Source organism: Pseudomonas viridiflava (assembly GCF_003702045.1).
GTDB lineage: Bacteria > Pseudomonadota > Gammaproteobacteria > Pseudomonadales > Pseudomonadaceae > Aquipseudomonas > Aquipseudomonas viridiflava_C.
The window spans coordinates 314,910-326,073 of the sequence record NZ_RBTP01000076.1 but is presented as its reverse complement, the minus strand read 5'-3'; the positions used below and the strand labels follow the sequence as shown (position 1 = coordinate 326,073).

Annotated in this window: 15 protein-coding genes; 5 read left to right on the top strand and 10 right to left on the bottom strand. The window is 60.2% G+C overall.

Features of this window, described 5'->3' with window-relative positions:
* Positions 1 to 72: 72 nt before the first annotated feature.
* Positions 73 to 927, top strand: coding sequence for an RNA polymerase sigma factor RpoH (gene rpoH / locus ALP40_RS24340; protein WP_004884403.1), 855 nt, complete (start codon positions 73 to 75; stop codon positions 925 to 927).
* Between the two features lie 237 nt (positions 928 to 1,164).
* Here rpoH and mtgA read toward each other — a convergent pair whose 3' ends face one another.
* Positions 1,165 to 1,875 carry a monofunctional biosynthetic peptidoglycan transglycosylase gene (gene mtgA, locus ALP40_RS24335; RefSeq protein WP_122210683.1) on the bottom strand — a complete coding sequence of 237 codons (711 nt, stop codon included), beginning with the start codon at positions 1,873 to 1,875 and terminating at the stop codon, positions 1,165 to 1,167.
* An 81-nt stretch (positions 1,876 to 1,956) separates the two neighbouring features.
* On the opposite strand from mtgA, the gene ALP40_RS24330 reads away from it, so the two are divergent.
* The 4 genes from ALP40_RS24330 to trmB all read left to right on the top strand — a co-directional run bounded on the left by ALP40_RS24330 (position 1,957) and on the right by trmB (position 4,242).
* On the top strand, positions 1,957 to 2,337 hold the full coding sequence (locus ALP40_RS24330) for a DUF423 domain-containing protein (protein ID WP_122210682.1): 381 nt from the start codon (positions 1,957 to 1,959) through the stop codon (positions 2,335 to 2,337).
* Between the two features lie 109 nt (positions 2,338 to 2,446).
* The gene (gene thiS / locus ALP40_RS24325) at positions 2,447 to 2,647 is read left to right on the top strand and encodes a sulfur carrier protein ThiS (protein WP_024686366.1); all 201 of its coding nucleotides are present in this window, start codon (positions 2,447 to 2,449) and stop codon (positions 2,645 to 2,647) included.
* 55 nt (positions 2,648 to 2,702) lie between these two features.
* Entirely contained in the window at positions 2,703 to 3,497 is a 795-nt protein-coding gene (locus ALP40_RS24320; protein ID WP_024686365.1) for a thiazole synthase, read from the top strand.
* A gap of 97 nt (positions 3,498 to 3,594) precedes the next feature.
* Complete coding sequence (gene trmB, locus ALP40_RS24315; RefSeq protein ID WP_219853759.1) at positions 3,595 to 4,242, top strand: tRNA (guanosine(46)-N7)-methyltransferase TrmB; 648 nt, start codon at positions 3,595 to 3,597, stop codon at positions 4,240 to 4,242.
* Positions 4,243 to 4,405: 163 nt separating this feature from the next.
* Here the strand turns inward: trmB and ALP40_RS24310 are convergent, their stop codons facing one another.
* From ALP40_RS24310 to ALP40_RS24270, 9 genes are all read right to left on the bottom strand, one after another.
* A complete protein-coding gene (locus tag ALP40_RS24310; RefSeq protein ID WP_122210680.1) occupies positions 4,406 to 4,729 on the bottom strand; it encodes a DUF3392 domain-containing protein in 324 nt (107 codons plus the stop codon).
* 9 nt (positions 4,730 to 4,738) lie between these two features.
* Complete coding sequence (gene hemW, locus ALP40_RS24305; RefSeq protein WP_122210679.1) at positions 4,739 to 5,953, bottom strand: radical SAM family heme chaperone HemW; 1,215 nt, start codon at positions 5,951 to 5,953, stop codon at positions 4,739 to 4,741.
* Positions 5,950 to 6,546 carry an RdgB/HAM1 family non-canonical purine NTP pyrophosphatase gene (rdgB, locus tag ALP40_RS24300; protein WP_183136083.1) on the bottom strand — a complete coding sequence of 199 codons (597 nt, stop codon included), beginning with the start codon at positions 6,544 to 6,546 and terminating at the stop codon, positions 5,950 to 5,952. Before rdgB ends, hemW begins: the two co-directional genes overlap by 4 nt.
* Positions 6,543 to 6,977 carry a DUF4426 domain-containing protein gene (locus ALP40_RS24295; RefSeq protein WP_122210678.1) on the bottom strand — a complete coding sequence of 145 codons (435 nt, stop codon included), beginning with the start codon at positions 6,975 to 6,977 and terminating at the stop codon, positions 6,543 to 6,545. Before ALP40_RS24295 ends, rdgB begins: the two co-directional genes overlap by 4 nt.
* Positions 6,978 to 7,001: 24 nt before the next feature.
* The gene (metW, locus tag ALP40_RS24290) at positions 7,002 to 7,622 is read right to left on the bottom strand and encodes a methionine biosynthesis protein MetW (RefSeq protein WP_122210677.1); all 621 of its coding nucleotides are present in this window, start codon (positions 7,620 to 7,622) and stop codon (positions 7,002 to 7,004) included.
* 7 nt (positions 7,623 to 7,629) lie between these two features.
* Positions 7,630 to 8,769 carry a homoserine O-acetyltransferase gene (locus tag ALP40_RS24285; protein ID WP_122210676.1) on the bottom strand — a complete coding sequence of 380 codons (1,140 nt, stop codon included), beginning with the start codon at positions 8,767 to 8,769 and terminating at the stop codon, positions 7,630 to 7,632.
* Positions 8,770 to 9,007: 238 nt separating this feature from the next.
* Entirely contained in the window at positions 9,008 to 9,598 is a 591-nt protein-coding gene (locus ALP40_RS24280) for a YggT family protein (protein ID WP_122210675.1), read from the bottom strand.
* 27 nt (positions 9,599 to 9,625) lie between these two features.
* Positions 9,626 to 10,444, bottom strand: a complete 819-nt coding sequence (gene proC, locus ALP40_RS24275) for a pyrroline-5-carboxylate reductase (protein WP_122210674.1) — start codon at positions 10,442 to 10,444, stop codon at positions 9,626 to 9,628.
* Positions 10,445 to 10,466: 22 nt separating this feature from the next.
* Positions 10,467 to 11,153 carry a YggS family pyridoxal phosphate-dependent enzyme gene (locus ALP40_RS24270; protein ID WP_122210673.1) on the bottom strand — a complete coding sequence of 229 codons (687 nt, stop codon included), beginning with the start codon at positions 11,151 to 11,153 and terminating at the stop codon, positions 10,467 to 10,469.
* Between the last annotated feature and the right edge of the window lie 11 nt (positions 11,154 to 11,164).

The window sequence follows — 11,164 nt, the reverse complement described above, 5'->3', positions numbered from 1 at the left end:
ACTTGTCTCGCGGTTCCAAGTCAATCTGGCAGTGCTGAACTGCACATTTATGTGCGCTGGAGGTTTTTTCGTATGACCAATTCTTTGCAACCTGCTTATGCCTTAGTCCCGGGTGCGAACCTTGAGGCTTACGTGCATACGGTCAACAGCATTCCATTGCTGACGCCTGAGCAGGAGCGTGAACTGGCTGAGAGTCTCTACTATGAGCAGGATTTGGGGGCGGCTCGGCAGATGGTTCTCGCCCACCTGCGTTTTGTCGTGCACATCGCACGTAGCTATTCGGGTTACGGTCTGGCTCAGGCTGACCTGATCCAGGAAGGTAACGTCGGTCTGATGAAGGCCGTGAAGCGTTTCAACCCTGAAATGGGTGTTCGTCTGGTGTCGTTCGCCGTGCACTGGATCAAGGCTGAAATTCACGAGTTCATTCTGCGCAACTGGCGCATCGTGAAAGTCGCCACGACCAAAGCGCAGCGCAAGTTGTTCTTCAACCTGCGCAGCCAGAAGAAGCGTCTGGCCTGGCTGAACAATGACGAAGTGCATCGCGTCGCTGAAAGCCTGGGTGTGGAGCCTCGTGAAGTGCGGGAGATGGAAAGCCGCCTGACGGGCCACGACATGGCCTTCGACCCGGCAGCCGAAGCTGACGACGACAGCGCATTCCAGTCGCCCGCCAACTACCTGGAAGATCACCGCTACGACCCGGCGCGTCAGTTGGAAGATTCCGACTGGACCGACAATTCCACCGCCAATCTGCATCAGGCGCTGGACGTGCTGGACGAACGCAGCCGCGACATCCTCTACCAGCGTTGGCTGGCAGAAGAAAAAGCCACGCTGCACGACTTGGCGCAGAAGTACAACGTCTCCGCCGAGCGTATTCGTCAACTGGAAAAGAGCGCCATGAACAAGCTCAAGACGTCGATAGCGGCGTAACGTAGCCCGGTAACGCAAAACGCCCCGATTTGATCGGGGCGTTTTTGTTTGGGCCGTTCACTGGTCTGTCAAAGGCAATCAACTCTAATCGTGTCGATCACAAACCATAACCTGCTGAAACCGGTGGGCTTTGGTGGGAGCGAGCTTGCTCGCGAAGAGTTCCTCTAAACGGCCAAACCTCTTTTGGAGGTACTGGTATTGATCAGACAACCGTCTTGAGCAAGCTCACGCTTTTCATCAAAACCGACGGCTGTGATTCAAATTCGCCAGATACTCATCCCCACCCAGTTGGCGCATTTGCTGGCGGATCCAGCCGGCGCGGCGAGAGACATAGCTACTGGGGTGGCCAGCGCTCCATTCCCGCGGGTTGGGCAGGACGGCGGCGAGGTAGCTGGCTTGCTGGACCGTCAGGGCGCTCGCGTTGACGCGGAAATGATGTTGCGCGGCGGCCTGTGCGCCGAACACGCCTTCGTCCCACTCGACGCTGTTGAGGTAGACCTCAAGGATGCGTTCCTTGGACCACAGCACCTCGATCAGCATGGTGAACCAGGCTTCCAGCCCTTTGCGCAGGTAACTGCGGCCGGACCACAGGAACAGGTTTTTCGAAACTTGCTGGCTCAGGGTGCTGGCGCCGCGGATCGAGCCGCCTCGTTCGTTGTGCAGAATCGCGGCCTGGATCGCGTCGACATCGAAGCCCCAGTGTTCGGCGAACTTCTGGTCTTCGCCCGCAATGACGGCGATTTTCAGATTGTCGGAGATTTTGTCCCACGGCTGCCAGTCGCGCTGCAGGTCGATCGGTTGGCCATCGAACCAGGATTCGACCTTGCGCTCGACCATCAGCGCCGTACCCGGCGGCGGTATCCAGCGAAAGACGATAACCAGAATGACGCTGCCGGCAGCGAACCACAGCAGGGCTTTGAGGAGGCGACGAAAGAGAGACTGCAGCATAGAGATGGCTTGGCCGAACCCGTTGAGCGGGCCATTATACAGACCGTGCGCCTTCGGACGATTTTTCCACTGGAGTTCCTGATGCTTCGTAGCTTTTTAATGCTGGCCGCCTTCTTCGGTTTCACAGGGGTGGCGCTCGGTGCCTTTGCCGCTCATGGCCTGAAAGGCCGCCTGACTGCCGAGTACCTGGCGACCTTCCAGACCGGCGTGCTGTATCAGCTGGTGCATGCGCTCGCACTGCTCGGCGTGGCGTTGTTGGCGACCCAGGTGCCCGGTCGGCTGGTGACTTGGGCCGGCGTTTCGTTTGCGATCGGCATTGTGTTGTTTTCCGGAAGCCTCTACGCGCTGACCCTGACTGGCATCGGCAAATTGGGGATTATCACCCCGTTTGGTGGTCTGGCGTTTTTGTTCGGCTGGTCAATTCTGGGGCTGGCAGCCTGGCGACTGGGTTCTGCACCCTGAACCGCGGTTAAACCCCAGCGCTGCTTGAGACGAATGGCGCGGCTTTGATTTGGTCATACCGGCTGATCGGGCTAGAATGCTGGCCCCCTAAAATGATGGCTGCTCTCGCATGCACATTCAGTTGAACGGTGAGTCCTTTGAATTGCCCGACGGTGCGACCGTCGCGGCGCTGCTGACCCGTCTGGAACTTGCCGGACGTCGCGTTGCAGTGGAATTGAATCTGGATATCGTGCCGCGCAGCCAGCACGAAACCACTGCCCTGTCCGAAGGGGATCAGGTCGAAGTGGTTCATGCCATCGGCGGCGGCTAGTTCGCGGCCCTGAACGGCGATGCCCCCCTAATCTGCAAGTTGAAGAGGATTTCCGATGAGCAATGTTCGCAGCGACAAGCCCTTCGTTCTGGCCGGTCGGACCTTTGAGTCGCGCCTGCTGGTAGGCACTGGTAAATACGTGGACATGGAGCAGACCCGCCTGGCCATCGAAGCCTCGGGTGCCGAGATCGTCACCGTTGCCGTGCGTCGTACCAACCTGGGTCAGAACCCGGGCGAGCCGAACCTGCTGGACGTGCTGCCGCCGGATCGCTACACCATTCTGCCGAACACCGCTGGCTGCTTCGATGCCGTTGAGGCCGTACGCACTTGCCGCCTGTCCCGCGAGCTGCTTGACGGCCGCAACCTTGTGAAGCTTGAAGTACTGGCTGACCAGAAGACGCTGTTTCCCAACGTGATCGAAACCCTCAAAGCCGCAGAAGTGCTGGTCAAGGACGGTTTTGACGTGATGGTTTACACCAGCGATGATCCGATCATTGCTCGCCAACTGGCCGAAATCGGCTGCATCGCCATCATGCCGCTGGCCGGTCTGATCGGCAGCGGTCTTGGGATCTGCAACCCGTACAACCTGCAGATCATCCTGGAAGAAACCAAGGTGCCGGTGTTGGTCGATGCCGGTGTGGGGACGGCCTCCGATGCCACCATTGCGATGGAATTGGGCTGCGAGGCCGTGTTGATGAACTCCGCCATCGCCCACGCCCAGCAGCCGATCATGATGGCTGAAGCCATGAAACACGCTGTAATTGCCGGTCGTCTGGCGTACCTCGCCGGACGCATGCCACGAAAACTCTATGCCAGCGCATCTTCGCCGCTGGATGGCCTGATCAAGTAAGAGCCCGTTGATGACTGATTCGCACGTTCCGCACCCAGAGTCGCCTGCTACCGAAGAAGGCGAAGAGCGCCAGCACCGCCGCATCAAGAGTTTCGTGATGCGTGCCGGCCGCATGACCGAAGGCCAGCAGCGCGGTCTGGATCAGGGGCGCCCGCAGTTCGGCCTGTCTCTGACCGACGCCCCTGTCGATTTCGATCAGGTCTTCGGTCGCTCTGCGCCGCGCACGCTGGAAATCGGCTTTGGCATGGGGCATTCGTTGCTGGAAATGGCGGCGGCTGCGCCCGAGCAGGACTTCATCGGTGTTGAAGTGCATTACCCAGGTGTTGGCGCATTGCTCAATGGCGTGCTGACTCAGGGCCTGACCAATGTGCGGGTCTACGACTGCGACGCCATCGAAGTGCTGAACCGCTGCATCGCGGACAGCAGCCTGGATCGCCTGATGCTGTTCTTCCCGGACCCGTGGCACAAGAGCCGTCACCACAAGCGCCGCATCGTGCAGCCCGAGTTCGCGGCCTTGGTGCGCAGCAAGCTGAAGACCGGCGGCGTGTTCCACATGGCGACCGACTGGGGGCCTTACGCCGAGTACATGCTGGAAGTCATGAGCGTTGCGCCAGGCTTTCGCAATCAGGCCGAAGATAACCAGTACGTGCCGCGCCCGCCCGAACGCCCGATCACCAAGTTCGAGCGCCGTGGCGAACGTCTTGGGCATGGGGTGTGGGATTTGAAGTTCGAAAAGGTCGATTAACCGCTCGAAGCGGACGCGCAGCGTCCTGAGAGGCGTTACCACGCTGGAGCGTGGGAACGATCAGCCTGAAGTTGACGATCGTGCCCATGCTTCGCGTGGGCATGCAGCCCGTGACGCTCTGCGTCACGTCTCCAGGCGGACGTGGAGCGCTGGAGCGATCCAGTCACTTCCTGTCTGCAACTACCCCGATCAGCACCAGCACCACCAACAGCACCGGCGCTAGGCTGTAGTTGTTGAACTGGCTCAGGCCACGCACGACCCAAGGGGTGGCATAGATCAGCGCCAGGCCGCTGCCGACGGTGCACAGCAGCGCCATGATCGGGATGCGCAAGGCGCCTGCCATGCTGCCCACACGCTGTTCCAGCCAGCCCTTCACATCCGAGCCGAACAGCACCAGCAGGCAGCCCACCAGCGCCAGGGCGATTTCTGAAAGGTTGCTGCGACTCCAGCGTGACACGGTGGCGAGCAGATCGAGTATGAGATCCATGCAGGGTCCTTAGATCAGAAAGTATTGCAACAAGTCATTGAGGAAAAGCTGGCCTTGGGGCGTCGCTGCCAAGCGTGTCGGATCGGTCTGCAATAGACCGCGCTGCTCCGCCTGTTTGCGAGCGGTGGCCAGTGAGTCGACGCTTAGACCCGTTCTTTCCCGAAATAATGCAGCGTCCACACCCTTTGTGAGTCGCAGGGCGTTCATCAGGAATTCGAACGGTAATTCATCCAGCGGAAGCAGCTTCATGCCCGCCTGAAACGGCTTGTTTGGGTTCAGATAATCCTTGGGCAGCCGCGTTTTCCAAGTTCGGACAATACGCCCGTCCGGATGGCTCAGCTTGCCGTGAGCGCCAGCGCCGATGCCGATGAAATCGCCAAACGCCCAGTAATTGAGGTTATGCCGCGCCGGTTTGCCAGGCTGTGCATAGGCCGACACTTCGTATTGCGCGTAGCCGCTGTCGGCAAGCAGTTGCTGACCGGCTTCCTGAATGTCCCAGAGGATATCGTCTTCGGGCAGGACTGGCGGCTGATTCCAGAACACCGTGTTGGGCTCCAGCGTCAGTTGGTACCAGGACAAGTGCGTCGGCTTCAGCGCGATGGCTTGGCGCAGATCGGCCAGCGCTTCGTCCTGCGACTGATCCGGCAGGCCGTGCATCAGGTCCAGGTTGAAATTGTCGAAGCCGGCCTGACGCGCCATGTCTGCGGCGCGGATCGCTTCATCGCCGTTGTGAATCCTGCCCAGCGCCTCAAGCTTGGATGCCTGGAAGCTCTGGATGCCAATAGAAAGCCGGTTGATGCCCAGCCCGCGGTAGGCACTGAACTTGGCCTGTTCGAAGGTCCCGGGGTTGGCCTCCAGCGTAATTTCGATGTCGCTGGCGAAACGAACGCGCTGTTCCACGCCCTGCAACAGGCGGCCCAACGCATCGGCGCTGAACAGGCTGGGCGTGCCGCCGCCGAAGAAGATCGATTGCAGCTCGCGGCCATAGACATGTGGCAAATCCTGATCCAGATCGGCCAGCAGCGCGTCGACGTATTCCTGCTCCGGTAGCACCGGGCTCGCCGTGTGGGAGTTGAAGTCGCAGTACGGGCATTTGCGCACGCACCACGGGATGTGGATATACAGCGACAGTGGCGGCAGGTGTGGTAGCGCAGGGCGCGGACCTTCGGACGAGAAACCGGTCTCGCCCAGGAACAGGGGCTGCGCAGGCGGATCGTGGATCATTTCAAGCCCAGGCGTTGGCGCAGCAGCACCATCGCGCGCGCACGGTGGCTGATCTGGTTTTTCTCGACAGGGCCCAGTTCGGCGCTGGAGCAATCGCGCTCGGGCACCCAGAACAGCGGGTCGTAGCCAAAGCCGTGTTCGCCGCTGGCTGCGTGCAGGATGCGCCCGTGCCACAGGCCTTCGCACAGAATCGGCAGCGGGTCATCGGCATGGCGCACCAGCGCCAGCACGCACACGAACTGCGCGCCACGTTGCTCGTCGGGTACGTCCTTCAATGCCTCCAGCAGCTTGGCGTTGTTGGCGGCGTCGCCTTTGCCGTCGGCGTAACGTGCCGAATAGATGCCCGGCGCGCCGCCCAGAAAGTCCACAGCCAGCCCCGAGTCATCCGCCAAGGCAGGCAGGCCGGACAAGCGCGACGCGTTGCGGGCTTTGAGGATGGCGTTCTCGACGAATGACAGGCCGGTTTCTTCGGGCTCGATCTGGCTGAATTCGCCCACCGAGCGCAGGGTGACGCTGTCGCCGAGCATGGCCTGGAGTTCTTTGAGCTTGCCAGCGTTGTGGCTGGCCAGTACGAGTTGGCTAAGGTTCATCATTGGCCCGGAAAGAGTTCCTGGTTAAAACTGAAACGGTGAGTAGTGCCGCCCGTCTGGACGGTAATGTCGAAAATTCTGACTTCCTGTTGCGGCACAGGATACTGCGCCACGTAGCTGACGGCGCCATATTCGGTGACCGGCTTGAACGCCAGTGGCAGCGAGCCGTTGGCCAGGTCCTTGATCGTCCCGCTGACCTGCGCTATCTGCGTCTTGCCGCTGCGGATCACCGACACGTTGATGACCCCCTGTTGCTTGCTGCGGATCAGCTCGGCGCTTCTGGCGATGTCCGGTTGCAACACGGTCGAGTTGAAGGTGTTGTAGTGAACCGTGACGTCGCCAAACGTTTCCTGACGATTGCCCTTGATGGCGTCCGCCGCCAGTGCAGGCAGGCTCAGGCTGGCGATCAGCAGAGACAGCATCAGGCGGCGCATGTGGCTTTCCTCGAAAACGCAGCGTTACACGGCGATCTTGTGGTCCGTCAGCCCTGGGCTGGTGACGCGGTAGATGCCGATTTCACCCAACAGATTAGGCCATAGCTTGCTGGCCCACCCGTGGCGATGCTGCTGGTCGACAGCCAGGCGGTCGAGTACCTGCGCATCGCGCTCGCGGCACAACTCTTCGAAATCGCCGAAGGTGCAGAAATGGATGTTGGGTGTGTTGTACCAGGTGTACGGCAGGAACTCGGAAACCGGCATGCGGCCTTTGCTCGCCAGATACCAACGGCAGCGCCAGTGGCCGAAGTTCGGAAAGGTGATGATGCACTGCCGTCCGACCCGCAGCATTTCGTCCAGAATCCGGTCGGGGTAATGCACAGCTTGCAGTGCCTGGGTCATGACCACGATGTCGAAACTGTTGCTGGCAAAGTTGCCCAGGCCTTTGTCCAGGTCCTGTTCGATGACATTGATGCCCTTGGCGACACACTGGGCGATGTTGTCCGCGTCGTTTTCCAGGCCGTAGCCGGTCACTTGCTTGTTATCACGCAGCCAGGTCAGCAACTCGCCATCACCGCAACCCAGGTCGAGCACGCGGCTGCCAGCGGGAATCCATTCCTGGATGATTTCCAGATCGGCTCTCATGACATCCTCACAGCGAAATTCGATTCATGTAATTACTGAAAGCCTGCAGGTAGCGCGGGATCGGAATCAGGAAGGCATCGTGCCCCTGAGGTGCATCGATTTCCAGGTAGCAGACGTCCTTGCGGGCGGCCATCAATGCGTCCACCAGTTCGCGGGAGCGGGCTGGCGAGAAGCGCCAGTCAGTGGTGAAAGACATCACGCAGAACCTGGCGGTGGCGTTGGCGAAAGTCTTGGCCAGATCGTCGTTGAAGTTGGCGGCCGGGTCGAAGTAGTCCAGCGCCTTGGTCATCAACAGGTAGGTATTGGCGTCAAAACGCCCGGAAAACTCCTCGCCCTGATAGCGCAGGTAGCTCTCGACCTGAAACTCGACACTGTGGAAGTCATAATTGAGTTTTTCGCTCTTCAGGCCGCGGCCGAATTTCTCCCCCATCGAGTCATCGGACAGATAGGTGATGTGCCCGACCATGCGCGCCAGCATCAGGCCGCGCTTGGGGATCACGCCGCGCTCCTGAAACGAGCCGCCGTGGAATTCGGGGTCCGTGAGAATGGCCTGACGTGCGACTTCGTTGAAGGCGATGTTCTGTGCCGACAGCTTGGGGGCCGAGGCGATTGCCAGGCAGTGACGCACGCGCTCCGGGTAGCTGATGGTCCATTGCAACGCCTGCATGCCCCCCAGGCTGCCGCCGATGACCGCTGCCCATTGGGCAATGCCCAGCACGTCCGCCAGTCGGGCCTGGCTGTTGACCCAGTCTTCTACGGTCACCACCGGGAAGTTGGCGCCGAAGGGCTTGCCGGTTTCCGGATCGATGCTGCTGGGGCCGGTCGAGCCGTTGCAGCCGCCCAGGTTGTTCAGGCTGACGACGAAGAATTTATGAGTGTCGATGGGCTTGCCGGGGCCGATGCAACTGTCCCACCAGCCGGGCTTGCGATCATCGGCACTGTGAAAGCCGGCTGCATGATGATGCCCGGACAGCGCGTGACAGATCAGCACGGCGTTGCTGGCCGTGGCGTTGAGTTGACCGTAGGTTTCGTAAATCAGGTCGTAGGCTGGCAGCGAACGTCCACACGCCAGCGCCAGAGGCTCGCTGAAATGGGCCAGTTGCGGTGTGACCAGACCGACAGAATCGTGGGGGAAGACCGTGGGCATCGACCCTGCTCTCGCTTGAATGAGGCGTAAGTCTAAAGACCGTGGGGTGTAGCGGCAATAAGGGAATATTCGTCAGGCTGGCCGGGATTATGCCTTCGCGGACAAGTCCGCTCCCACGGCCCGGTGTTTGCTGAGCGACAGTGCCACGCCGAAGACGTGGTGAGGCCTTCCACCTGAAGATGTATTCCAGCGGCAGAGCATGCCCACGCAGCGCATGGGCACGATCATGGTCTATGGATTACATCAACAAACGCAGCACTTCTGGCATGCCGCTCATAGCTGCCAGGTTGTTGATGACCAGCATGTCCAGCAGCTTGAGCACCAAAAAGGCCAGAATCGGCGAAATGTCGAGTCCGCCCAGGTTCGGTACGATTTTGCGGAACGGTGCCAGTGCAGGTTCGCAAATCTGGTTGACCAGTTCTGCGCCAGGGTTGTGGCTACCCGGTGCGACCCACGACAGGATGACGCTGATGATCAGGGCGAAGAAGAAAATCTTCAGGAACAGCGCCGTCACGCTGATGATCGACCAAAGCAACAAGTGCAGCGGGTCACCCGTGGTGCCGAACATCAACAGCAGCGTCAGCGCCATCAGAATCATCTGCACGATGATCGCCAGCACCAGCGATGACATGTCCAGCCCGAAAACGCTGGGGATGATGCGTCGCAGCGGCTTGAGCAGTGGCTGAGTGGCCTTGACGATGAACTGGCTCAGCGGGTTATAGAAATTGGCGCGCACCAGTTGCAGCACGAAGCGCAACAGGATGATCAGCAGGTACAGACTGCCGAGCGTTTGCAGGACGTAAATTGCAGCGGTGTTCAATCCGATCATCAATGTGCTCCGAAAAGGACCAGGAAATTATTTGCCCAATTGCTCAGCCAGTTCGGCTGCGCGGTGGTCGGCGGCGGTCAGCGCGGTTTGCACCAGTGCTTCGAAACCGCCTGCCTGAAATGCCTTGATGGCCGCTTCCGTGGTCCCGCCCGGCGAGGCGACACGACGACGCAACTCACCTGCATCCACATCACTGCCAGTGGCGATCAACGCCGAGCCCAGTGCGGTTTGCAGGGTAAGTTTTTTAGCGATGTCTTCCGGCAGGCCAAGCTTCACACCTGCTGCGGTCATTGCTTCCATCATCAGGAAGAAATACGCAGGGCCGCTGCCGGACACAGCTGTCACGGCGTCCATGTGCTTTTCCTGCTCGACCCATACTGCAATCCCGACAGCCGACAGCAATTGCTCTGCCTGCTCGCGCTGGGTGGCGGTGACTTTTTCGGTGGCATACAGACCGCTGGCACCTTGGCGCAGCAGCGAAGGGGTATTGGGCATGCAGCGCACGACCGGCTGATCGCCCAGCCAGGTGGTGAGGCTGGCGCAGGTGATGCCCGCAGCGACCGATACAATCAGTTGATGGGCTTCAAGGCTTGGCTTCAGGGCCTGGCATACCGATTTCATCATCTGCGGCTTGACCGCCAGCACCACCACATCGGCGTTCCTGACCGCCTCGGCGTTGTCGGCAAATACGCTGATGCCATGCTCATTGGCAATACGTTCGCGGGTTTCGGCACCCGGCGCGCTGGCGCAGATCAGGCTGGCATCCACACCTTGGGCGCGCAATCCGCCGATCAGGCTGGCGGCCATGTTTCCGGCGCCGATGAAGGCAATACGGGTCTTGCTCATGAATGGGTTCCTTGTATGGAAGTTATGGCTTGCCGTAGTCGCGGGCACCAAAGAGAGCCGTACCAATCCGTACCCAGGTTGCGCCTTGTGCGATGGCGGCTTCCAGGTCGTGGCTCATGCCCATCGAAAGGGTATCGAGTGGCACGTTCAGTTCATCCTGTAGCGTGCGCACGGCGGCGAAAGCGGCCTCTTGCTCGGTCTTGTCCTCGGTCGGCTCGGGAATCGCCATCAGGCCGCGCAGTCTAAGGCGCGGCAAGTCGCTGATGGCGGCCGCCAGCGCAGGCAGGTCTTCTGGAGTGCAGCCGGATTTGCTGGCTTCGCCACTGACATTGACCTGAATGCAGATATTGAGCGGTTCAAGGTTCTCAGGCCGTTGCTCGGACAGGCGTTGGGCGATTTTCAGGCGATCCACGGAATGTACCCAGTCGAAGTGTTCGGCGATTGCGCGCGTCTTGTTCGATTGAATGGGGCCAATGAAGTGCCAGCACAAGGGCAGGTCGGCCAACTCGGCCTGTTTACCCAGCGCTTCCTGCAAATAGTTTTCGCCAAAATCCCGCAAACCGGCCGCGTAGGCTTCTCGCAACGCGCTGGAAGGCTTGGTTTTGCTGACCGCCAGCAGGCCGACCGAAGCCGGATCGCGCTGTACCGCGAGAGATGCTGTACGAATTCGTTGTTCGAGCGTTGAAATGTTCGCTGCTATCGTGGACATTGATTTGCGCC

What these genes read in the sequence shown, in the direction of transcription:
- rpoH (WP_004884403.1), top strand. Translation starts at nt 73, where the DNA reads ATGACCAATTCTTTGCAACCTGCTTATGCCTTAGTCCCGGGTGCGAAC.
- mtgA (WP_122210683.1), bottom strand. Translation starts at nt 1,875, where the DNA reads ATGCTGCAGTCTCTCTTTCGTCGCCTCCTCAAAGCCCTGCTGTGGTTC.
- ALP40_RS24330 (WP_122210682.1), top strand. Translation starts at nt 1,957, where the DNA reads ATGCTTCGTAGCTTTTTAATGCTGGCCGCCTTCTTCGGTTTCACAGGG.
- thiS (WP_024686366.1), top strand. Translation starts at nt 2,447, where the DNA reads ATGCACATTCAGTTGAACGGTGAGTCCTTTGAATTGCCCGACGGTGCG.
- ALP40_RS24320 (WP_024686365.1), top strand. Translation starts at nt 2,703, where the DNA reads ATGAGCAATGTTCGCAGCGACAAGCCCTTCGTTCTGGCCGGTCGGACC.
- trmB (WP_219853759.1), top strand. Translation starts at nt 3,595, where the DNA reads ATGCGTGCCGGCCGCATGACCGAAGGCCAGCAGCGCGGTCTGGATCAG.
- ALP40_RS24310 (WP_122210680.1), bottom strand. Translation starts at nt 4,729, where the DNA reads ATGGATCTCATACTCGATCTGCTCGCCACCGTGTCACGCTGGAGTCGC.
- hemW (WP_122210679.1), bottom strand. Translation starts at nt 5,953, where the DNA reads ATGATCCACGATCCGCCTGCGCAGCCCCTGTTCCTGGGCGAGACCGGT.
- rdgB (WP_183136083.1), bottom strand. Translation starts at nt 6,546, where the DNA reads ATGATGAACCTTAGCCAACTCGTACTGGCCAGCCACAACGCTGGCAAG.
- ALP40_RS24295 (WP_122210678.1), bottom strand. Translation starts at nt 6,977, where the DNA reads ATGCGCCGCCTGATGCTGTCTCTGCTGATCGCCAGCCTGAGCCTGCCT.
- metW (WP_122210677.1), bottom strand. Translation starts at nt 7,622, where the DNA reads ATGAGAGCCGATCTGGAAATCATCCAGGAATGGATTCCCGCTGGCAGC.
- ALP40_RS24285 (WP_122210676.1), bottom strand. Translation starts at nt 8,769, where the DNA reads ATGCCCACGGTCTTCCCCCACGATTCTGTCGGTCTGGTCACACCGCAA.
- ALP40_RS24280 (WP_122210675.1), bottom strand. Translation starts at nt 9,598, where the DNA reads ATGATCGGATTGAACACCGCTGCAATTTACGTCCTGCAAACGCTCGGC.
- proC (WP_122210674.1), bottom strand. Translation starts at nt 10,444, where the DNA reads ATGAGCAAGACCCGTATTGCCTTCATCGGCGCCGGAAACATGGCCGCC.
- ALP40_RS24270 (WP_122210673.1), bottom strand. Translation starts at nt 11,153, where the DNA reads ATGTCCACGATAGCAGCGAACATTTCAACGCTCGAACAACGAATTCGT.